The organism is Pseudovibrio ascidiaceicola (assembly GCF_900114245.1).
In the GTDB taxonomy this organism is placed as follows: Bacteria; Pseudomonadota; Alphaproteobacteria; order Rhizobiales; family Stappiaceae; genus Pseudovibrio; species Pseudovibrio ascidiaceicola.
On record NZ_FOSK01000001.1, the window covers coordinates 266,553 to 289,248 of the forward strand.

General features: G+C 51.0%; 20 protein-coding genes. 7 read left to right on the forward strand and 13 right to left on the reverse strand.

Going from position 1 to position 22,696, the window contains the following annotated elements:
• Positions 1 to 132 precede the first annotated feature (132 nt).
• The 7 genes from BM231_RS01380 to ffh all read right to left on the reverse strand — a co-directional run bounded on the left by BM231_RS01380 (position 133) and on the right by ffh (position 6,280).
• Positions 133 to 993, reverse strand: a complete 861-nt coding sequence (locus BM231_RS01380) for a metallophosphoesterase (RefSeq protein WP_093516180.1) — start codon at positions 991 to 993, stop codon at positions 133 to 135.
• 921 nt (positions 994 to 1,914) lie between these two features.
• Complete coding sequence (gene rplS / locus BM231_RS01385; protein WP_093517002.1) at positions 1,915 to 2,376, reverse strand: 50S ribosomal protein L19; 462 nt, start codon at positions 2,374 to 2,376, stop codon at positions 1,915 to 1,917.
• Positions 2,377 to 2,579: 203 nt separating this feature from the next.
• The gene (gene trmD / locus BM231_RS01390; RefSeq protein WP_093516182.1) at positions 2,580 to 3,284 is read right to left on the reverse strand and encodes a tRNA (guanosine(37)-N1)-methyltransferase TrmD; all 705 of its coding nucleotides are present in this window, start codon (positions 3,282 to 3,284) and stop codon (positions 2,580 to 2,582) included.
• Between the two features lie 110 nt (positions 3,285 to 3,394).
• Positions 3,395 to 3,958 carry a ribosome maturation factor RimM gene (gene rimM, locus BM231_RS01395; protein ID WP_093516184.1) on the reverse strand — a complete coding sequence of 188 codons (564 nt, stop codon included), beginning with the start codon at positions 3,956 to 3,958 and terminating at the stop codon, positions 3,395 to 3,397.
• Positions 3,959 to 3,994: 36 nt separating this feature from the next.
• Positions 3,995 to 4,384 carry a 30S ribosomal protein S16 gene (gene rpsP, locus BM231_RS01400; protein ID WP_063294622.1) on the reverse strand — a complete coding sequence of 130 codons (390 nt, stop codon included), beginning with the start codon at positions 4,382 to 4,384 and terminating at the stop codon, positions 3,995 to 3,997.
• Between the two features lie 21 nt (positions 4,385 to 4,405).
• Positions 4,406 to 4,723: a chorismate mutase gene (locus BM231_RS01405; protein ID WP_063303867.1), complete on the reverse strand. Its 318-nt coding sequence runs from the start codon at positions 4,721 to 4,723 to the stop codon at positions 4,406 to 4,408.
• A complete protein-coding gene (gene ffh / locus BM231_RS01410) occupies positions 4,724 to 6,280 on the reverse strand; it encodes a signal recognition particle protein (RefSeq protein WP_093516186.1) in 1,557 nt (518 codons plus the stop codon).
• A 386-nt stretch (positions 6,281 to 6,666) separates the two neighbouring features.
• Here ffh and BM231_RS01420 point away from each other — a divergent pair, with 386 nt between their 5' ends.
• Together BM231_RS01420 and BM231_RS01425 are read left to right on the forward strand one after the other, a co-directional pair.
• Positions 6,667 to 7,665, forward strand: coding sequence for an alpha/beta hydrolase (locus tag BM231_RS01420; RefSeq protein WP_063300565.1), 999 nt, complete (start codon positions 6,667 to 6,669; stop codon positions 7,663 to 7,665).
• 141 nt (positions 7,666 to 7,806) lie between these two features.
• Entirely contained in the window at positions 7,807 to 8,727 is a 921-nt protein-coding gene (locus tag BM231_RS01425; protein WP_244527131.1) for an alpha/beta hydrolase, read from the forward strand.
• 63 nt (positions 8,728 to 8,790) lie between these two features.
• Here the strand turns inward: BM231_RS01425 and BM231_RS01430 are convergent, their stop codons facing one another.
• Positions 8,791 to 9,468 carry a YggS family pyridoxal phosphate-dependent enzyme gene (locus BM231_RS01430; RefSeq protein WP_093516192.1) on the reverse strand — a complete coding sequence of 226 codons (678 nt, stop codon included), beginning with the start codon at positions 9,466 to 9,468 and terminating at the stop codon, positions 8,791 to 8,793.
• A gap of 212 nt (positions 9,469 to 9,680) precedes the next feature.
• On the opposite strand from BM231_RS01430, the gene leuS reads away from it, so the two are divergent.
• From leuS to BM231_RS01450, 4 genes are all read left to right on the forward strand, one after another.
• Positions 9,681 to 12,293, forward strand: a complete 2,613-nt coding sequence (gene leuS, locus BM231_RS01435; RefSeq protein ID WP_093516194.1) for a leucine--tRNA ligase — start codon at positions 9,681 to 9,683, stop codon at positions 12,291 to 12,293.
• Complete coding sequence (gene lptE / locus BM231_RS01440; RefSeq protein WP_063312956.1) at positions 12,280 to 12,900, forward strand: LPS assembly lipoprotein LptE; 621 nt, start codon at positions 12,280 to 12,282, stop codon at positions 12,898 to 12,900. The genes leuS and lptE overlap by 14 nt, the downstream gene beginning before the upstream one ends.
• A 7-nt stretch (positions 12,901 to 12,907) precedes the next feature.
• Positions 12,908 to 13,948, forward strand: coding sequence for a DNA polymerase III subunit delta (holA, locus tag BM231_RS01445; protein ID WP_063286218.1), 1,041 nt, complete (start codon positions 12,908 to 12,910; stop codon positions 13,946 to 13,948).
• Between the two features lie 76 nt (positions 13,949 to 14,024).
• The gene (locus tag BM231_RS01450; RefSeq protein WP_093516196.1) at positions 14,025 to 14,387 is read left to right on the forward strand and encodes a hypothetical protein; all 363 of its coding nucleotides are present in this window, start codon (positions 14,025 to 14,027) and stop codon (positions 14,385 to 14,387) included.
• Between the two features lie 96 nt (positions 14,388 to 14,483).
• On the opposite strand, the gene BM231_RS01455 is transcribed toward BM231_RS01450, so the two are convergent.
• From BM231_RS01455 to mnmE, 5 genes are all read right to left on the reverse strand, one after another.
• Complete coding sequence (locus BM231_RS01455) at positions 14,484 to 15,383, reverse strand: ParB/RepB/Spo0J family partition protein (protein WP_093516198.1); 900 nt, start codon at positions 15,381 to 15,383, stop codon at positions 14,484 to 14,486.
• Between the two features lie 107 nt (positions 15,384 to 15,490).
• Positions 15,491 to 16,318 (reverse strand): ParA family protein, encoded by an 828-nt coding sequence (locus BM231_RS01460; protein WP_093516200.1) that lies wholly within the window; start codon positions 16,316 to 16,318, stop codon positions 15,491 to 15,493.
• A gap of 11 nt (positions 16,319 to 16,329) precedes the next feature.
• A complete protein-coding gene (gene rsmG / locus BM231_RS01465) occupies positions 16,330 to 16,950 on the reverse strand; it encodes a 16S rRNA (guanine(527)-N(7))-methyltransferase RsmG (RefSeq protein WP_093517004.1) in 621 nt (206 codons plus the stop codon).
• A 46-nt stretch (positions 16,951 to 16,996) separates the two neighbouring features.
• The gene (gene mnmG, locus BM231_RS01470; protein WP_093516202.1) at positions 16,997 to 18,880 is read right to left on the reverse strand and encodes a tRNA uridine-5-carboxymethylaminomethyl(34) synthesis enzyme MnmG; all 1,884 of its coding nucleotides are present in this window, start codon (positions 18,878 to 18,880) and stop codon (positions 16,997 to 16,999) included.
• Positions 18,881 to 19,166: 286 nt separating this feature from the next.
• Entirely contained in the window at positions 19,167 to 20,516 is a 1,350-nt protein-coding gene (mnmE, locus tag BM231_RS01475; RefSeq protein WP_093516204.1) for a tRNA uridine-5-carboxymethylaminomethyl(34) synthesis GTPase MnmE, read from the reverse strand.
• Between the two features lie 95 nt (positions 20,517 to 20,611).
• Between mnmE and BM231_RS01480 the strand changes: the two genes are divergently transcribed.
• Complete coding sequence (locus tag BM231_RS01480; protein ID WP_093516206.1) at positions 20,612 to 22,618, forward strand: thioredoxin domain-containing protein; 2,007 nt, start codon at positions 20,612 to 20,614, stop codon at positions 22,616 to 22,618.
• Positions 22,619 to 22,696: the final 78 nt, after the last annotated feature.

The window sequence follows — 22,696 nt, forward strand, 5'->3', positions numbered from 1 at the left end:
GGCTCTATTAATCGACCCAGATCGCCAAAATATCAAGCTTCTTTGCCTTGAGATTCTCTCAAGACGGAAAGGTAATGAAAGCAAGTTAGAAGCACTCAAATGATCACTCTGACGCAATCAATGCCCTGTGGCCTAAGCATATATTTCTATGAGCAAAAGTTCTGGCGGGCAAAGAAAACGGATTGGAAGTCCTGAACAGCCAAGCCCGCTGCCAACAATGAGAGTGCTTCCATTTTCCTCAAAAGCGCCCTTCGCATACTTCCGATCAAGCCGCGATGGTATTGTCAGTGCACCAATAAACGGCAAGCGAACCTGCCCTCCGTGCGTATGTCCGCTTACGGTCAAATCTACAGATTTCTTTGCGTCCAGAAAGATGTCCGGCTCATGGGCAAGCAAGATCCGTGGGGCGCTGTCATCTTCAACCTGACTTAAGGCCACCTCAAGATCATCCCGGCGCCCCGCCCCGTGCAACTGACAGGCCTCGCCATACTGATCATCTAGCCCTAGTAACCAGACATGGGAGTTGCCTCGCGTAGATACCCGCTGAGCTCTGTTTTCAAGAACAGTTACTCCAGAAGCTTCCAACGCCTCTCTGGCCTCCTCACCACCTTCAAGCCAATCATGGTTGCCCAGTACACCAAAAACACCCAGAGGCGCCTTCAAATGCCGCATAGGCTGCGCCCAAGCGGCAGCAGAGGCCAAAGGCTTCGCAAAAGGAGGATGCAGAGCTGTGTGGTAATCGCCTAAAAGCGCAATAAGATCAGGCTCCAGGCTGTTCACGCGCTCTACGATGCGCGTAATCCGTTTAGGGCGCATCCACGGCCAGCACGCATGCAGGTCGGTCATAACAACAATCTGCAAAGGTTTCTGGCCAAGAGCTTCTGGAGAAACGACAACTTTATGCCGGGTAATTCTCGGTGGCAGCCAAGGCTCTACAAACACGGCATAAATACCGAGTAACATGATGAAAATGATGATGAATGCGATCACCATTTGCCTTCAAGCCCCCTACTCAATGCATCTTTCAGAACCAACCTAACCCACGTGGATTAATTGTATTCTGACAGCTCCCCGGAATATCCCCCTGAAAACTTGCGCAAAGGGTGCGTGTCAGAACTTGTCACATTTACACTTCAAACACCAACACCACCACATGACCTCTCATGCAGTGTGGAACCAGAACTCCCGGAAGTCGGGATGAGCAAGGCGGCAGGCAATACCTGCGCTACTTATTGAAACTAATTCTTCGGCATTGGCTACACGCCTTGCCCGGGCTTTCTTGGGATGAACAACGTCGCCTCTTTTGCCTATAAGGCACGATAGCCGGTTTCCCGGAAAGAAAGTGGCTTATCCAGACACGTTTCCATGCCCAAACAGTTCCTCCGTCTTTGATAGATCCATTTGCAAAAGCAGTTTTTACTGCTGGTGCGCTTGCATCTATCACCGCGTGATACCTTATAGTCCTGGGCCCTTCCCCTCAAACCATGCGGTCACGTTTGAAGTTCGGTTCACCGGACCTCTGAAAGGTGCGTTACGTCTTCCAGAAGCCCCGCCCAGCCTACGACAAACTGACGGTCGCTCCGCCAGCAGCCCGTTACGTAGGCATAGGTTCAGTATGTGCATGGTTTGAAGCTAGGGGGATAAGTTTTTCTGCAACACCCCACCCACTGGTGTCTTCCCGGCCCCCGAGCCGGGATCCATACCCCCTTGCCTCAATCTTCCACTGAGGCGCTCAGCCAATCTCAGACACCGGGAGTATGGATCCCGGGTCTACGCTCCGCTCCACTCGGGAAGACACCGGAGAGCGGCAGAGCCCAAAACCAAGCAAGCAGCAGAAAGCCTAACCATAAACACAAAAAACCCCGCTGATTTCTCAGCGGGGTTTTAGAAACCATAGAGGCTGAAGAGTAAATCTTACTCTGCAGAACCTTTAGCTTCAGCAGCTTTTTCAGCAGCTTTTGCAGCTTTTGCAGCATTAGCAGCCGCACGAGCTTCTTCGTTAAGACGCTTTGCGCGTACGTTGGTAGCTTCAACGATACGTGCGGATTTACCGCGACGTTCACGCAGGTAGTAAAGCTTCGCGCGACGGACTTTACCGCGGCGAATGATTTCCACGCCTTCAAGCATTGGGCTGAAGATTGGGAATACACGCTCTACACCTTCGCCGTAAGAAATCTTACGAACGGTGAAGCTTTCGTTGATGCCGCCGCCGGAGCGTGCGATGCATACGCCTTCGTAGGCCTGCACACGAGTACGAGTACCTTCGGTAACGCGTACGAGAACACGTACGGTATCACCTGGAGAGAACTCAGGAAGCGTACGCTTCTCTTCGATGCGAGCCATTTCTTCGGCGTCGAGCTGCTCAATGATATTCATGGCAGTTTCTTCCATTTTAAATATTGGTCAGAGCGTCCCTCAGTGGTCGAGCCACCGGGACGTGTTCACCAAACCTTGGCATTATGCCGGGAAGTGAAGTGGAACTAGGACCCTAGCGGCAAACGCCAGACAGAATCCACTCCAGTCGGCGCGGGTTTAGCCGATTTTTGAAGGTTTGTCATGAAAAAAGTGTAGAAAAACCGCTATCCACGGCTATTTTCTAGGTAATCCTTCCAGAGATCAGGCCGTCTTTCTTGAGTAATCTTTTCAGACATCTCAAGGCGCCACTGATCAATCAGTTTATGATTACCACTTTTAAGAATAGATGGGACTTCCTGTCCTTCAAACTCTACTGGGCGCGTATAATGTGGGTGCTCCAGTAAGCCATTCTCAAAGCTTTCAGATTCACCGCTCTCTTTATTTCCCATAACACCGGGAAGAAGGCGAACAATGCTATCCAAAACCACATGAGCAGCAACCTCACCTCCTGAGAGAATGTAGTCGCCAATAGAGACTTCCTCGAGCTGACGTCCTTCAATGACGCGCTCATCGACACCTTCAAACCGACCACAGACGATAATCACGCCCGGCCCATCAGCCAGTTCACGGGCCTTTGCCTGCGTGAACGGCTTACCGCGTGGGCTCATGAGCAGCCGTGGACGCATATCTTCATCCTCAGTTACATCATCAATCGCTTTGCCAAGAATATCAGGACGCAGAACCATGCCAGCCCCACCACCAGCAGGCGTATCATCAACGGAGCGATGCTTATCGGTCGCATAATCGCGAATGTTGTTCGCTGTAAGAGACCAATCCCCGCGCTCCAACGCGCGTCCAGACATGCTCATTGCCAGATTTCCCGGAAACATCTCAGGATACAGCGTCAAGATGGATGCACGAAAGGTCATAGGATACCCGTTGCTCAAGTAAGGTCAGTGTCTGGAATGTATTTTGATGCACAAACTGCAAAAATCACGCTGATGATCTCAGCAATGTCTGCATCTGGTCATGCGAAAAATCAGTCTGCGTCTGGCTTAGAGCCGTCTTCAGGTTCTTTTTCACCTTCATCATAAAAGCCTTCGGGAGCATGAACCTCCACGTATCCCTCATTGAGATCAATGGTAGGAACAACAGCTTTTGTGAATGGGAACATAAGAGAATTGCCGCTCTTCGGGGCAACTTCAATCAATTCACCTGCGCCAAAGTTCAAAAGAGCCAACACAGTTCCAATTGCCTCACCCTTCTCATCAATGGCTTTCAGGCCAATGAGGTCAGTGTGATAGAACTCGTCTTCGTCTTCTGTTTCAGGCAGTTTTTCGCGAGCGATATAAAGCTTCATTCCATTAAGAACTTCAGCTTCATTCCGGTCATTCACGCCTTCAAACTTGGTCACTACCACGTTTTTCTGGACGCGAGCCCGCTTCACCTTGAATTTGCGGCTACCGTCAGCGCTTTCGAGCTTACCGTAATCGCCAAAAGAAAGCGGGTCATCACCAAATGGTTTGACCCGCACTTCTCCACGTATGCCGTGAGCAGCCCCGATCTGAGCCATTAGAATGCGGTCTTCAGGCTTGTTTGCCATTGCCGGCGTCTCCTTCTCAGATCGGGTATGCTTATATTATTCGGAAGCTGGTGCTTCTGCAGCTGCTTCTTCAGCAGCAGCTTTTGCTTCAGCTTCTGCTGCCAGCTTCTCGTCAAGACGCTCTTGAGCTTTCTTGCCGAGTTTAGCTTTGATTGGGTTGTTGCGTGGCTCACGCTTCATCAGGCCAGCAGCGTCCAGGAAGCGGAGAACGCGGTCGGATGGCTGTGCGCCGTGACCGAGCCAATGCTTGATGCGCTCTTCGTTCAGCTCAACGCGGTTGTCTGCATCTTTAGGAAGCATTGGGTTGTAACGACCAACGATTTCGATGAAACGACCGTCGCGTGGGGAGCGAACGTCTGCAATTACGATACGGTAGAAAGGACGCTTTTTAGTGCCACCGCGTGCGAGGCGAATTTTAGTAGCCATTGTTTATTTACTCCTAGGTATTCAGTCTGTGCTGTGTTCAGCAGCAATAGCTTCATGATGCCGAATGACTTCCTTCACGATGAAGTTCAGGAACTTTTCAGCAAAGTCAGGATCAAGATTGGCCTCAGCCGCGAGACGGCGCAGACGCTCAATCTGAAGTTTTTCACGGGCCGGGTCAGCCGGTGGAAGACCATGGGTAGCTTTCAGCTCCCCAACAGCCTGTGTGCAACGAAATCGTTCAGCCAACATATGCACCAGAGCAGCGTCAATGTTGTCGATGCTGGAGCGAAGTCCACCAAGGATTGCCTTGGCTTCTTCAGTTTTGTCGATCTCGCTCAATTACTTTTTCCCCTTGCCGAGCCCTGGCAAACCAGATGCTCCACCAAGACCGGGCAATTTAGGGCCGCCAACGCCTGGCAATCCCCCGGGAAGCCCACCACCCGGTAATCCTTTTGGCATTTCCATGCCGCCCGGCAGCTGGCCAGATTTAGCCATCTGCTCAAGCGCTTTCGGGTCGATGTTCGGCATTCCGCCGCCCATGCCTGGCATACCGCCACCCATAGCGCCCATCATCTTGCCGAGCATGCCCTTGCCTTTGCCCTTACCCATAGCCTTCATCATATCGGCCATCTGGCGGTGCATTTTCAAAAGCTTATTAACTTCAGCAACCTGGACGCCAGAACCCGCAGCAATACGCTTCTTACGGCTTGCTTTAAGCAGTTCCGGCTTCGCACGCTCTTTCTTGGTCATAGAGGAGATGATTGCCATCTGGCGCTTGAACATGTTCTCATCAAGGTTGGCGGCAGCAAGCTGCTTCTTCATTTTGCCAACACCCGGAAGCATGCCCATCATGCCGGACATTCCGCCCATCTTTTCCATCTGCTTCAGCTGTTCAGAAAGATCGTTCAGGTCAAAGTGACCCTTCTGCATCTTCCGAGCCATCTCTGCGGCTTTTTCCGCATCAATCGCTTCAGCAGCCTTTTCAACGAGCGAAACAATGTCGCCCATTCCAAGAATGCGATCAGCAATACGCTTTGGATGGAAATCTTCGAGCTCATCAGATTTTTCACCGGTACCAATCAGTTTGATCGGCTTGCCGGTAACAGCACGCATGGAAAGAGCCGCACCACCACGACCATCACCATCCATACGGGTGAGCATGATACCAGTGATAGAGCAGCGCTCATCAAAGCTCTTCGCCAGATTAACGGCATCCTGACCAGTCAGAGCATCGGCAACAAGCAGAATTTCATGTGGGTTGGACGCAGCTTTGATCTGCTCCATCTCCAGCATAAGAGGCTCATCAATATGGCCACGACCCGCTGTATCGAGCATGACCACATCATAACCGCCAAGCTTCGCTGCATTCAGCGCGCGCTTTGCGATATCAACTGGCTGCTGCCCTTCAATGATAGGAAGCGTATCAACTTGGTTCTGTTCACCCAGAACCTTCAACTGCTCTTGCGCTGCCGGACGGCGCGTATCAAGAGAAGCCATCAGAACTTTGCGCTTATCGCGCTGTGTCAGACGACGTGCAATCTTGCCGGTTGCAGTGGTTTTACCCGCACCTTGCAGACCAACCATCATGATGCAAACCGGAGCCGGAGCATTCAGGTCGATCGGATGAGATTCCTCACCGAGCATCTCAATAAGCTGGTCATGCACGATCTTAACGACCATCTGACCCGGCTTAATGGACTTAACAACCTCTGCACCAACAGCGCGGTGTTTCACCTTGTCGACAAAAGAACGCACGATCGGCAGCGCCACATCAGCCTCAATGAGCGCGCGGCGAACTTCGCGCAGCGCTTCATTAACATCGGATTCAGAAAGCGCACCGCGTTTTGTGAGCTTATCTAGAATGCCGCCTAGGCGATCTGACAGATTATCGAACATGTCGTTCCTTTAAAATCTCGTTTCTGCACAAACACCTGAAGAAAACCAACTGGTGTCGTACACTCGTTCCTAGTGAATTTGGTGTCACTAAGCCAAAATTGCCACGGCAAATCAAATGCACATAGCAAAAAATCACCCGAGGGCGCAACGCGCTGTCGGGTGTTGACTTCTGGGATCTCTTTATACCTTTTCGGGTCCCAGTCAGTGGCTCCAGTATTCACATAGAAGGAGTTAGGTCGGGTATCTACGAGAATACAGGTGCCGAGTCAAGCAAAACCGCCATTTGTTGGAGATTGTATAAGCTTGGATAAAAAGGAAAACTCACAGATGCACCAGGTTTCCTGCCAAGCTGGCTCACAATCAGCCAAAAAAGAGGCGATTTAACGATGCTGTTCCGAAAGAACTATCTGTTTTTGCTGTCTCTTATTGTTCTGATCATCGGCTTCCTGCTCTATTGGGCCAACACCTATGTGTCCCCCTCTATCACGTTCAATCCAAGCGATATTGGCGAAGACCCCGAAGCATACATTGCACGGGTCGAAAGCCGCTTTACAGATATTAAGCCCGGTCTCGAAAAGCAAATCATCTGGCAAAATCCAGACACCAAGGCCAAAACGGATTATGCCGTTGTCTACATGCACGGCTTTTCTGCCAGCAAAGATGAGATCAGACCTGTTCCCGACCTCGTCGCCAGCTCCATTCAGGCCAATCTCTATTACACACGCCTTCCCGGTCATGCCCGTACACCTGCAGCCATGGGAGAGCCTAATGTCGATGACTACTTCAATGCCTTAGCCGAAGCTCTTACAATAGGAAAAGCCATCGGCAACAAAGTCATCATCATCAGCACTTCATTCGGTGGCTCTTTGACAGCATGGATGGATCTGACTGATCACGCCCTTAAAGAGGACGTGGAAGCAATCGTCCTCATCTCTCCGGTCTTTGAACTGGCTGCAGCAGGAACCTCTCTACTCACATATCCACTAGCAGAGTACTACACCCCAATCATAGTGGGTCGGTATCGTGTTGCAGACCCTAACGCCACCTTCGAAGAAATCTACGCGTGGACCAACGCTTATCCCTCAACCGCCCTGCTTCCTCTTGCTGAAACGGTCAAATTGGTGGGCAGTCTGGATGCAGCAAACGCAACCATCCCGACTATGTTCATCTATGACATTCGCGACCAAACATCAGATGAGCACACCACAGCTAAGTTCTTTGAAAACTGGGGCGCACCAAAGCACCGGCTCCTAATAACCGAGTCCGCTGGCAACCATCATGTCATCGCAGGCAATATCACCAATCCTGAAAATAACCTGCTCGTCTCCAACGCAATCATCGAGTGGCTCGGGTCCAGAGACGTACCCACAGTCTACTCTCAATAACGCGTCCAGATGCGCTGATTTGATATTTCAACCAAAGCTGGAATAAGCTGGTGCCGTTAAGGAACAAAGGCACCCCATATGCTATTTCGATATTTCATTTTTGTAGTACTGATTTTACTCGTAACTGGCACAATAGCCTTCATGGTAGGCCCAAGAGAACCACGCGACACAGAGATCACCTTCAAACCCGAAATTATGGGCGATGATCTCGAACTGTATTTGTCAGAGAATGAAGCCAAGTTTCAGGATATCCGCGCTGACACCGCTAAGGAGATCATTTGGTTCAATGGCGAAAAAGGCAGCAAAACCCCGCTCTCGATCATTTACATCCACGGCTTCTCCGCCAGCAAACATGAGATCCGCCCAGTCCCGGACCGCGTCGCAAATGAGATGGGTGCCAACCTGTTTTTCACCCGCCTGACGGGTCATGGCCGCTCGGGAGAAGCGATGGCTGAAGCCTCATTGAATGACTGGGTGAATGACCTTGCTGAAGCGGTCGAAATTGGCCAACGCATCGGTGAAAAAACAATCATCATGTCCACGTCAACCGGAGGCTCATTGGCAGCTTGGCTCGCCATGCAGGATCACCCATTGAAAGACAACGTGGCTGCAATGGTGTTTGTCTCGCCAAATTTCGGAGTCAAAGCTGCGGGCGGATTCTTGCTCGATATGCCGTTAGCAAGACACTATGTGCCTCTGATCATTGGTAAAACCCGTTCGTCATCGAAGGCTCCGTCTAAGGAAGAGCAGATGGGCTGGACGATCAGTTATCCAAGTGTAGCCCTCCTCCCAATGGCAACAGCAATCTCTGTGTTGCAAGAGCAAGACCCGGCAAAAGCAAGCGTACCTGCCTTGTTCATCTACAGCGAAAAAGATGAAACCATCGACGCAGCACTCACCAACGAAGCCTTTGAAAAGTGGGGAGCACCAAAACAGCGACTGCTTATCGAAAGCTCAGGTGACGACAACAACCACGTCATCGCAGGCGACATCATCAGCCCACAAAACAACGATCTCGTGGTCTCAACCACAGTTCAGTGGCTAAGCGACCATCTTCTCTAATTCAGAAAGCAAAACGGGCGAGAAATCCCTCGCCCGTTCAAAACTCAATATTTTCAGTGATGCTTACTGCGAATAATCGCGCGCACCAAATACCGCAGAACCGACACGCACATGTGTTGCGCCGTGTTGAACAGCAATCGGATAATCAGAAGACATTCCCATGGAGAGCTTTTCCAGGCCGTTCCGCTTTGCGATTTTCTCTAGCAACGCGAAATGCATGCCCGGTGCTTCGTCAACAGGTGGGATGCACATCAGGCCTTCAATCTCCAGCCCATACTCATCACGACACTTCGCGATAAACGCATCCGCTTCTTTTGGAGGAATACCGGCCTTCTGGTCTTCTTCCCCGGTATTAACCTGAATGAACAGCTTTGGCGCTTTGCCTTGCTTGTCCATCTCAACTTTCAGCGCTTTTGCAATCTTGTCGCGGTCCACAGTGTGGATCACGTCAAAGGTCTGTATAGCTTCTTTCGCTTTGTTAGACTGAAGCGGGCCGATCAGATGCAACTCAACACCTTCAAACTCCTCACGAAGCCCAGGCCATTTGCCCATCGCTTCCTGAACCCGGTTTTCACCAAACACACGCTGTCCAGCTTCTAAAACCGGCTTAATATCTGAAGCTTCGAATGTTTTTGAGACTGCAATCAACGTTACAGAGCCGTTCGGACGTTCAACGTCCGCCTCAGCTTTTCCGATGTTTTCCTTAACCTCTTTAAGGCGAAGTGCAGCAGCGTCACTCATTCCTAACTCCAGCGAAAAATCCATATTGGAGACATGAAATGCGCTCCCTAAGGTCTAAAAGCAAGAGTAGTTGCACTTCATTGAGAAATTTCTGACAAATCTTCTTGGTTTTTCCTCTGTCTACCGCTTGACCAAGCTGGCAATTTCTGGTGACAGTCCGAGCAAACCTAATTTGCTTGATCAGGGCAAAAATCAAACACACGGCGGAATAAATGGCTACGGATAGGTATAATGCACGCGCAACGGAAGCGCGCTGGCAAAAAGTATGGGACGAAAAGAACGTCTTCGAGACGGACAACGATGATCCGCGCGAAAAATACTACGTACTAGAGATGTTCCCTTACCCATCCGGTCGACTACACATGGGGCACGTGCGCAACTACTCCATGGGTGATGTGGTTGCACGCTTCAAACGCGCACGCGGCTACAACGTTTTGCACCCTATGGGTTGGGATGCATTCGGCATGCCTGCGGAAAACGCAGCGGCTGAAAAGAAGGTTCACCCAAAGGGCTGGACCTACGACAACATTGCAGCAATGCGCGGTCAGCTGAAAACAATCGGCCTGTCGTTTGACTGGAGCCGCGAATTCGCAACCTGCGATGAAAGTTACTACGCACAGCAGCAGGCCCTGTTCCTGGACTTCTTGGAAGCTGGCTTGGTTTACCGCAAAAACGCGAAGGTAAACTGGGATCCGGTCGACATGACCGTTCTGGCAAACGAACAGGTGATCGATGGCAAAGGCTGGCGCTCAGGCGCAGAAGTTGAACAGAAAGACCTGACCCAGTGGTTCTTCAAGATCTCTGATCATTCCGAAGAGTTGTTGGAAGCAATCGACACTCTGACTGAATGGCCTGAAAAAGTTCGTCTCATGCAGAAGAACTGGATCGGTAAATCTGTTGGTCTGAAAGTCAATTTCGAGTTCACCGAAACCGCTCCAACCGGTGATGAGACTCTGGAGATCTTCACGACCCGTCCAGACACGCTGTACGGCGCGTCCTTCATGGGCCTGTCACCAGATCATCCAATTACGCAGAAACTGGCTGAAGACAACGCAGAACTGCAGGAGTTCATTGCTGAATGTCGCCGTATTGGCACGACAGCTGAAGCAATTGAAACCGCAGAAAAGCTTGGCTTCGACACTGGCCTGCGCGTCAAACATCCGCTGAATCCATCTTGGGAGCTGCCAGTCTATGTGGCAAACTTCATCCTGATGGACTACGGCACAGGCGCTATTTTTGCATGTCCTGCACACGACCAGCGCGATCTGGACTTCGCTCACAAGTACAAGCTGCCAGTCAAAGCAGTTGTGCTGCCAGAAGGTGAAGACCCATCCACATTCGACGTTGGTACCGAAGCTTACACCGGCGAAGGCTCCATCTTTAATTCCGAGTTCATGGACGGCATGTCCATCGAGGATGCGAAGAATGCTGTTTCTGACAAGCTGGAAGCGCAAAAAGCCAAAGGCAAACAGCAGGCACACCGCGAGACCAACTATCGTCTGCGCGACTGGGGTATCTCCCGCCAGCGTTATTGGGGTTGTCCGATCCCTGTCATCCACTGTGATGATTGTGGTGTTCAGCCAGCGCCAAAAGAAAGCCTGCCAATCGTTCTGCCGGAAGACGTCACGTTCGACCGTCCGGGCAACCCGCTGGATCGCCACCCAACATGGCGTAATGTGAAATGCCCATGCTGTGGCAAGGATGCTCAGCGTGAAACCGACACCATGGATACCTTCGTGGATTCCTCATGGTACTTCGCGCGCTTCACTGATCCAAAGAACAGCAATCCGACTGATCCAAAGGTTGCCTCTGAGTGGCTGCCAGTTGATCAGTACATCGGTGGCATCGAGCACGCGATCCTGCACCTGCTCTATTCCCGCTTCTTTGCACGCGCCATGCAGATCACCAAACATCTGGATGTGAAAGAGCCATTCAAAGGCCTCTTCACACAGGGCATGGTGAACCATGAGACCTACAAGGATGTCGATGGAAAATGGGTAACACCAGCTGAGATCAACATCATCAGCACCGAAGGAGACAGAAAGGCCGTTCACGCAGAAACCGGCGCTCCTGTCACCATTGGTTCCATCGAAAAGATGTCCAAGTCGAAGAAGAACGTTGTTGACCCAACCGATATCATCGACACTTACGGCGCTGATACAGCACGTCTATTCGTGCTGTCTGACAGCCCGCCAGAGCGTGACATCATCTGGACAGAAGACGGCGTCATCGGTGCATGGCGTCACGTACAGCGCGTATGGCGTATCATTGGTGAAGTCTCTGAAAAGACTGAAGCCAACATCGCAAAGCCTGCTGAGTTCAGTGATGAAGCAACGGCCCTGCGCCGCGCTTCTCATAAAACTCTGGCTGCCATCACAAAAGACTTTGATGGCCTTGGCTTCAACCGTGCTGTTGCGCGTCTTTATGAGTTCACCAACGCGATCAGCAAGGCGCTTCAGTCAGACCTGTCCAAGCCGGATATGGCATATGCTCTGCGCGAAGCAACTGGCTTCCTCCTGCAACTCATGGAACCAATCACACCTCACCTTTCTGAGGAATGCTGGTCCATGCTTGGCAACGAAGGACTGGTATCCACATCAAACTGGCCAGCTATCGAAGAAGATCTACTGGTAGAAAACACCATTACGCTTCCGATTCAAATCAATGGGAAGAAAAAAGGTGAGCTTTCTGTAGCAAGAGACTCTTCCAAAGAGCAGGTAGAAGAAGCTACTCTGGCACATGAGGCTGTTCAGAAAGCTCTGGATGGCAAGGCCCCACGTAAAATCATCGTGGTACCTCAGAGGATTGTAAATGTCGTTGTTTGATCGCCCTGCTAAATCAGGTCGCCCTTCCCGCCGGGTTCTACTCGGCGGGGCAACAATTGTTGCGGGTGCACTTCTTCTTTCTGGCTGCCAGTTCCGTCCACTCTATGGCGTTAGTCCAACGCTGCTAGCAGATGGCACAGAGCAGACCCAGACCGTCCAGGCTCAAATGGCGGCAATCTCCATGAAGTTCCCAGGTTATGGGGATTCTGGATCTATCAAGCATATCAATCAGGTCTTGCGCAATCAGCTGATTTTCGCGTTTACCCGTGGTGGTGATGCTCTACCGCCGAAGTATCGTTTGGAAATCCTGACAGACAAACGCCGTGCTGAAGTGGGTGTTGAACAGCTGGCCGACGTGCCAACCGCGTACAACATCACCGTCAACACCAGCTTCGTTCTGGCAGATATCCAGACGGATCGTACGCTCTACACTGGTCGCTCTTTTGCCTCTGCATCCTTTGACTTTTCCAGTCAGCGCTTTGCAAACCTGAGAGCAGAACGAGACGCAGAAGACCGCGCTGCCAAAGTTGTCGCTGCAGACATCAACACCCGCATCGCAAGTTTCTTTGCAACACATCCCGTAGAGCCAGCAGAGCCTGTAGAATAGGACCACTATGGTAGCCCTTAAAGCTGCTGAAATTGACCGGTACATCGCCAACCCGCCAGATTCCGTAAACCTCATTCTTGTTTATGGGCCAGACACCGGGTTGGTGAATGAGCGAGCACAAGCACTCATCTCCAAAGCAGCCTCCGAGAATGATGATCCATTCTCCCAAGTTAAACTGGATGCTGCTGATATCGCTGCAGATCCAAGTCGGCTGATAGATGAGGCGCTGACAATCCCTCTCTTTGGTGGTCGCCGCACAATCTGGGTTCGCGAAAACGGCACCAAGAGCGTGCTGCCAGCAGTTGAACCACTCCTCAAAAACAACGACTTTTCTGCCTTTATCGTGATTGAAGCCGGAGACCTGAAAAAGACCGCAGGTCTGCGCAAGAAGATTGAAGCCAGCAAAACCGCTGTCGCCATCCCCTGCTTTGCAGATACGGCCCGCGATGTAGATCGTCTGATTGATGAAGAAACCCAATCAGCAAACCTGCAAATCAGCAAAGAAGCCCGTATGGCGCTTCACACTCTGCTCGGCGCTGACCGCATTGCTAGCCGCGGAGAACTCAAAAAGCTGTGCCTTTACGCGATGAATGATAATCGCATCGAGGTCCATCATGTCGAAGAAATCATCGGCGATGCCTCTGCCTTCGCCATGGATGAACTAATCGACGCCGCTGCATTGGGTGACACGATCACGTTGGACCACGGCCTGGAGCGCCTCTCAGCCTCAGGGACGGACGTTGGCGTGATAGCCTCTCAAGCCCTCAGACATTTCCAAATGCTCCACCTGTGCCGCTTAAAAGCCAACCAACGCATTGCTGTAGAAGATGTTATTGGCGGCGTGCGTCCTCCAATCTTCTGGAAACGCCGTTCGAAGATTGTCAGACAAGTTGAGATCTGGAATGAGGACTTTCTGGAGCGCGCTCTGACCCGCCTCAACGACGCTGTCAAAGAAGCCCGCTTCAACGCCAATCTCTCAACTGCGATTGTGTCTCATACCCTTTTGGCCATTGCTCAGGTAGCTAAAGCCTCAAACAGACGCCGATAAACACGCAGAAGGTGGTACGCCACCTTCCTCACAAACAACAACAATATTCGCGCAAAGCGAAATCACAGGCACTCCTATGTCTCACTCACTCATCCACTGGATCAGACTGAAGTTCGCACAACACGAGCTTTGGGCAATCAACTTCGCGCTCCTTCGCCCTCAACTGTCGCTTTTTGGGGCAGCATCTTTATGGGCCTGGATTTTCCCACCATTGCTCGGCTTTGGTGTGTTGATCGGCTACATCATGCAAAACTTCCCTGTAGTTGGATCAATCATAAACCTGATCATAGGTCTGCCCGCACTGATCATTTTGGCCTATTGGGTATTCCGCTGGTACTTCATTTGCCTCGGCTTGATGTTTGGCCGCCGCAACATGGCTGAGAAGAAGAAAGCAGAAATCTGCACTCGTATAGAGAAACTGCTTCCGGTGATCGGCTAAGTTCCAATCAAATAGTTCGTTTCTTATCCGAATCTAAAAAGGCCGCGCCTCAGTTAAGAGACGCGGCCTTTTCTATAATTCCTAAAGCAGAAACAATCAGTTCTGAATGCCCAGCAAACGACAGACTTCGTCTAATTGCTCCACATTCTTATACTTGATCTTAAGCTCACCAGTGCCCTTTTCAGTCTTGTGAGCAATAGCCACCTTAAGGCCCAGACCATCAGCCAGACGCTTCTCCAGAGCCCGTGTATCCGCATCCTTTTCAGGCTTCGGCGCAGCTTCCTTTTTCTGGAACAGATCCGGGTTCTGAGCCAGACGCTCTGCATCACGAACTGTAAGCCCCTTCTCCACGATCAACTCAGCCAAAGCTGCAGGATCTTCTGCAGTGATCAACGCACGCGCATGACCAGCAGTGAGGAGCCCTTCAGCAAGATAGTCTTTCACAGAGTTTGGCAGTTTCAGCAAACGCAGCGTGTTGGCAACATGGCTACGGCTCTTTCCGATAACCTTGGAAAGCTCAACCTGACTGTAAGAGAACTCTTCAATCAGCTGATCATAACCCAACGCCTCTTCAATCGGGTTCAGGTCTGCACGCTGAACATTCTCGATGATCGCAAGCTCAAGCGCTTCCTGATCTGTCACCTCACGGATGACAACAGGTGCGTCATGTAAACCAGCTTTCTGAGCTGCACGCCAACGACGCTCACCAGCAATGATCTCGAAATGACCCGGCTTATTCGGACGAGGACGAACCAGAATCGGCTGCACAATCCCCTTCTGACGAACGGACTCGGTCAGATTATTCAGATCATCTTCTACAAATGATTTGCGTGGGTTACGTGGGTTTGGCTGAAGGTATTCAATCGGCACCTTCCGCACATCACGGCTACGTTCTGGAGTGGAGACAGCTGGCTCTGAGTTTACGTCACCCAACAGCGTTGCAAGGCCGCGCCCTAATCGCTTATTGGTACGCCCTGCTTCCTCAGTTTTCGCCATTTCAATTCCACCTATCTACATTCTAGGAGCTCGGGAGTCGGCAGCCCCTTCCCGCACGGTCTGCGGGTCAAATAACAAAACTCTTTCAAGTAGAAGCGGCAACCAGATCAGGCAGCCGCCATTCGCATGTCGCGCTCTCGCTGAATAATTTCGGAAGCGAGTCGTAAATAAGCCTGCGAACCAGAACACTTCAAATCATAAAGCAAAGCAGGCTTGCCATAAGATGGAGCCTCGGAAACACGCACGTTCCGTGGGATTACAGTCTCATAGACCGCATCACCCATCGTCTCGCGCACATCCTGCACAACCTGACTGGAGAGATTGTTCCGGCTGTCATACATGGTCAACACAATACCATGGATGCTCAGCTCAGGATTGAGAGACTGCTTCACCTGCTCAACAGTGCTAAGCAACTGACTGAGACCTTCCAGAGCAAAAAACTCGCACTGCAACGGCACAAGAATACTGTGAGATGCTGCCAAAGCATTGATAGTTAAGAGGTTTAGAGACGGTGGGCAATCCACCAGCACATAGGAATACCCTTGTGCGCCACCTCTTTCAGCCGCTTGAACCATACCTGAAATCGCATTCCGCAAACGGAATGTACGATCAGGAGCAGAAGAGATCTCCAGCTCAACACCTAGCAAGTCCATCGTTGATGGAGCGATCCACAAGCGGGGAACAGCCGTTTCAAGAATGGACTGCTCGAGAGTGGAGTCACCGCTCAAAACATCATAGGTGGAATACTCGCGGTCGACACGATCAATTCCAAGACCCGTCGAGGCATTACCCTGCGGATCGAGGTCAATAATCAGGACACGCTCGCCAATAGCGGCAAGCGCAGTGCCAAGATTAATGGCCGTTGTCGTCTTGCCTACGCCACCCTTCTGGTTGGCGATAGTCAATACACGAGGAGATTGCGGCAGTAAGCTCATCCGACAGCACCCTAGTTAGCGGTTTTCGGGTCAATTTTCGATAGAACCAAAACGCGACTTAGCGGATCTACTAGACTTACTTTTTCTACCAGATCAATTGACCAGTCGGCAGATGCTTCTTCAATTTCGCGGCGAAAATCTTGACCTTTGTGGAAAACAGCAGTCGCGCCACGCTGTACAAATTGCGAAGAAAACCCGCAAAGAACCTGCAAAGAAGCCAGAGCACGGGCAGAAACACCCTCAATCGGAGCTTGCCAGTCTTTCGTAACGGCTTCGATTCTACCCGCATGAACTTTGACGTTACAGCCAGTCTCACGTGCCACAGTACGAAGGAAAGCAGCTTTGCGCTGGTTACTTTCAACCATGTGCACAATGCCCTCCTCGCCTTCCTGCCTCAATAACATCGCAGTCACGAGTCCAGGAAAACCTGCGCCACTTCCAAAATCAATCCAAGAGCGTGCATCCGGCAAACTACGCTGAATCTGGATAGAATCGGCGACATGCCGCATCCAGATATCATTCATCGTAGATGGCGCAATCAGATTCTGTGCAGGCTGCCACTTGAGGACGAGGTCTACATAGATACTTAGACGTTCAAACGTTTCACGTGAAACATCTTTATACATACGCATGACAGGTGTAATCTGGCTGTAATCAGCCCTTTTATCGAATGACATACTAAACAGCACCAGCAATCTTTTTGCCTGAGCGGCGAATATACGCAAGCAGCAAAGTCAACGCTGCTGGGGTAATCCCATCCATGCGCGATGCCTGCCCGATGGTTGAAGGGCGCAAAGCTTCAAGCTTCTGGCGCACCTCGTTGGAAAGTCCGGTCAGTGAGGCATAATCAATCCGCTCAGGAATAACCAAGTCCTCATCCCGTTTCAAAGCTTCGATATCAGCAGCCTGACGTTCCAGATAGACGGCATACATCGCATCTATAGAAACCTGTTCAGCACATTTGATATCGACATCTTTCATCTCATCAAAGATCTCAATGAGGTCTTCAAGAGTGATGTTTGGATAGGCCAACAAATCAAAGACAGAGCGCTTCACACCATCCTGATTGATCGGCAAGCCATGTTTACGCCCTTCGTTGGGTGTAATTTTGACCGACTGCATCAAATCCTTGGTTTTCCGCAGTTTTTCCATCTTCGTTTCGAAAGCGACTCGACGCGTATCACCAATACATCCCCACTCAAGACCAAGTGGTGTGAGGCGCTGGTCCGCATTGTCTGCACGTAGTGTGAGACGATACTCAGCGCGGGATGTGAACATGCGATACGGTTCAGAAACGCCCCGTGTGATGAGATCATCCACCATCACACCAATGTACCCGTCAGCACGTCCAACAGTCACTGCAGCGCCGTCCTGAGACGTTCTGGCTGCATTCAAACCAGCCAACAGCCCTTGAGCACCAGCCTCTTCATAGCCGGTCGTACCGTTGATCTGACCCGCGAGGTAAAGGCCCTTCTGCTTCTTCACCTCAAGCGTGTTTGTCAGTTCAGTCGGATCGATGTGATCATATTCAATCGCATAAGCCGGCTTAAAGTACTCAACCTTCTCCAAACCCGGAATGGTGCGCAGAAACTGAATCTGAACATCCTCAGGCAGAGAGGTAGAAATACCGTTCGGATAGACCGTCGGATCATCCAGCCCTTCAGGCTCAAGGAAGATCTGATGACCATCACGATCACCAAAGCGAACGATCTTATCTTCAATAGACGGACAGTACCGAGGACCCCTGCCCTGGATTTCGCCAGAATACATCGCTGAACGCTTGATGTTGTCGCGAATGATCTGATGCGTCTCTGGTGTCGTGCGTGTGATGTAACACGGCACCTGACGGATCTGAATCTCATCTGTCAGGGTAGAGAATGGAATAGGCTCTTCATCACCTGGCTGCTGCTGAAGGATATCCCAATTGATCGTGCGACCATCGAGACGAGCCGGAGTGCCTGTCTTCAAACGACCAAGACGGAGACCAATCTCTTCCAGAGATAAAGACAAACCAAGCGCCGGCGCTTCTCCATCACGACCCGCAGGAATTTGCTTATCGCCAATATGGATCAGACCGCGCAGGAACGTACCGGTCGTGATAACAACAGCCTTTGCCGAAACCCGACGACCATCCCCAAGCACAACGCCTTTGAGGATATCACCCTCACGGATCAGCGTGTCAGCTTCGCCTTCAACCACATCGAGATTATCAATCGCTTTGATCTCAGCCTGCATAGCTTCACGATAAAGCTTGCGATCAGCCTGAGAGCGCGGCCCTTGCACAGCTGGCCCTTTGCGGCGATTGAGCATACGGAACTGAATACCGGAAGCATCCGCCACCCGGCCCATCAATCCATCAAGCGCATCGATCTCTCGAACCAGATGCCCCTTCCCCAAACCACCAATAGCTGGGTTACATGACATCACACCAATGGTGTCAAAGCGATGAGTTATAAGCGCTGTATGGGCGCCCATGCGCGCAGCTGCGGCCGCGGCTTCACAGCCTGCATGGCCGCCGCCAATCACGACAACGTCAAACTCAAGATCAAAATTATCAGACATTTCGGTCCTGCATTTCGCCCATCTAAAAACAGAGAAAGGACAAGCCAAACTCTCTGCGAGCCTCTGGACCATATGAAGGCCGCAGATAAAACTTGGGGGAACTAGAAGGGCAACTACCTATTTTCTTGAAGACTTGATACAACAGGTCACGCGCTGGGTCAAAGAAAACAGCGCAGTGAGTCGCCAATGCCGCAGCATTAGTTATCCACGAGACTCACCAGCTTTTCCCCACTGACTCACGATTCCCAAAAAATGTTTCACGTGAAACATGGCACTTCTACATCTTTTATTTACCCACGCAGAAGTCACGGAAGATGACATCGAGCAAATCTTCAACGTCGATTCGACCTGTGATGCGCCCAAGCTGATCAGCCGCCCGTCGCAAATCCTCACCTCTCAATTCAATCGGAAAGCCCTCCGCTTGAATACCGTGGTTCAGATCTTCGACACATTGGGTCAGATGAGAACGGTGACGCTCACGAGTGATAAGCGGGTTTTCAATCAACCCTATATTTCGTTCCGCAAACGACTCGAGGCTTGATAGCAGCGCATTCATGCCACCTTCTTCACGAACAGAAACATTGATCTCTTGTGTCGTTTCGAAGGAGTCATGATCAGCATCAGAGCCCAGATCACTCTTGGTATTGAGACGCCAGATCTCTGCACCATTCTTCAGCAAGCTCTCCGGCAACTCCTCAGCAGCCACATTAGGTGCATGTGTCCAGAGAATGAGATCAGCTTTTTCAGCATGGACGAGAGCACGACGAATACCCTCTTTCTCAATCATGCCAGCACTCTCACGGATACCTGCAGTATCGATCAACGTGACCGGATAACCACCAAGATCCAGATGCACCTCAAGCACATCACGGGTTGTTCCAGCTTCAGGCGTCACGATCGCCACATCACGCTGAGCCAACTTGTTCATCAAGCTGGACTTACCCGCATTAGGAGGGCCAAGCAGAACAACCTGCAGACCAGAGCGCAGACGCTCCCCTCTCCGCGCATCAGATAGGTGGGCGACAATCTGGTCACGAAGCTTCGCCAGCTCCACCCAGATTTCATCCGCGACGGAATCTGGAATGTCATCTTCATCAGAAAAATCGAGCTCAGCCTCAATCATCGCACGGCTGCGGATCAGCGCTTCGCGCCACTGCGAATAGAGATCACCAAGAGCCCCATCCATCTGACGCTGAGCCTGCCGACGCTGCGCATCGGTCTCTGCATCAATCAAATCAGCAAGACCTTCAACCTCAGTCAGGTCGAGTTTGTTGTTATGAAATGCCCGGCGTGTAAACTCACCTTGCTCAGCTGGACGCGTCTTTTCAAAGGTGGAAAGTGCACGCAGCACCGCCGCAACAACAGCACGGCCACCATGACAATGCAGCTCAACAGTGTCCTCGCCAGTAAAGCTTCCCGGGCCTTCGAACCACAAAATCAGCGCGTGATCCAGAACAGAACCATCTACAGGGTCCCATAATTTCTTAAGGCATGATTCACGTGAAACGGGGAATCTACCCTTAATCAGCTTTCTCAGGATTGGCCCGGACTGTGGACCTGATAAACGGATAACAGCAACACCTGAAGGAAGTGCGCCGCTAGAAACTGCGTAGATGGTTTCCTGTTGTGTATTCATTCCACGTCCGGTTCTTTAACTGTATGATCTCGTATGAACTGCGTTAAACCTAGCCTTTACGCCAAGCAATACCTTGAACTCAGGATCACCTCTTTATGAGCAGAAATCGCTTAACGAACGCTTCAAGCCCTTACCTTCTTCAACACCAAAATAACCCTGTCCACTGGTGGGAGTGGAGTAAGGAAGCACTGGAAGAAGCGCAAAAAACAAACAAGCCAATTCTGCTGTCTGTTGGCTACTCCGCCTGTCATTGGTGCCACGTTATGGCCCATGAAAGTTTTGAGGATGAAGCAACAGCCGCTCTCATGAATGAGCATTTCGTCAACATCAAGGTAGACCGCGAAGAGCGCCCGGACATTGACCAGATCTATATGCAAGCACTCCATATGCTTGGTCAACAGGGTGGCTGGCCACTGACCATGTTCCTCACGCCAGAGGGTGATCCATTCTGGGGTGGTACATATTTCCCGAATGAAGCACGACATGGCTCCCCTGCTTTCAAGGATATCCTAACTGCAATTTCACAAAGCTTCATCGCTGACCGCGACACCATTGAAGAGAACCGGCAAGCCATCAGCCAGGCTCTCAACAAACCACCATCAGAGGCCTCCCCTCTATCTGGCTTCCTGATCACCGCTGCCGGCAAGCAACTCTTCAACATGCAGGATGAAGAAGAAGGTGGCATGAAGGGCGCGCCAAAGTTTCCTCAGGCCTCCGTTCAGGAACTCATCTTCAGAACTGCCAAGGCGCAAAAAAACACCTTCATGCGTGAGCAGTTTTTAAAAACCACACGAGCAATTTCGCAAGGTGGAATCTATGATCATGTGGGAGGTGGCCTGGCTCGTTACGCAGTCGACTCTATTTGGCTGGTCCCACATTTTGAAAAGATGCTCTACGACAACGCACAATTCATCGAGCACCTGTGCTGGGCTTATCAGGAAACGGGTGATGAACTGTTTCACATCCGAATCCAAGAAATCGTCGATTGGCTAGAGCGTGACATGAAGCTTCCCGAAGGCGGTTTCGCATCTTCCATGGATGCAGACAGTGAAGGAGTTGAAGGCAAGTTCTATGTCTGGACTCATGATGAGTTGAAGAACCTCATCCCAACAGAACACTTCGAACTGTTCTCTAATGTCTACGACGTCACCCCAGATGGAAACTGGGAAGGCAACATCATCCTCAACCGGCGCCACTCCCCTGCTCTTCTGGAAGCAGCTGAAGAGGAAGCCCTGGCAACCTGCAGAGCAATCCTGCTTGAGCACAGAGCGACACGCGTTCCACCACACAAAGACGACAAGGTGTTAGCAGACTGGAACGCTATGCTCGTCTGTGCACTCGTAAAAGCAAGTTCTCTTGTTTCACGTGAATCTATGCGCACATCCGCCAAAGAGGCATTTGCCTTCATCACAGAGCATATGTTTATTGATGGAAAGCTCAGCCATTCCTGGCGACAGGGTCAGCGACTGGAAGTTGGCTTTGCTTCTGACTACGCATGGTGTGCAAGAGCAGCTCTCGCTTTGTACAGATCGGAACCAAATCCACTTGAGAAGCAGCGCTACCTAGAACAGGTAGTAGAGTTCCTGAAGATTCTGAAGGAGCGTTTTGCACACTCTAATGGCGCTTTTTACATGACGGATAAGGATGCCGACGACCTCATCCTCCGCCCCTATCACGCCTATGATGAGGCAACACCAAACTACAACGCCGTAGCCGCTCTCGCCTTCTCTGAACATTGGATCCTGACAGGTGACACATCTTCCCGTGATGTTGCAGATGGAACTTTGAATGCATTTGCAGCCGATGTTCCAAACAACATCTTCGGCACGGCATCATTGCTCACAGCACTCGATACTCGCACCCGCTTCAAGAAAGCACTTGCCGTTCTGGGAACTGGTTCGGACGCGAATCTAATAATGCAGGCTCTGCATTCTCAAGCTGATCCTGCTCTCTATGTGGATGTCATTCCTGTTGGTTCATCAAAGCCAGTGGAGTTGGAAAACTCATCCTGGAACACGGATGAAACCACTGTCTTCATCTGCTCAGAAAAAGGATGCTCTCTGCCAGCGACAACACCTGAAAAGGTGAAAGAGCAGATCTGATCTGCAAATAAATTAAACGCTGACTCACAGTTTCACGTGGGTCAGCGCTCATAAATATACTTTTGAAAATATGGGTGA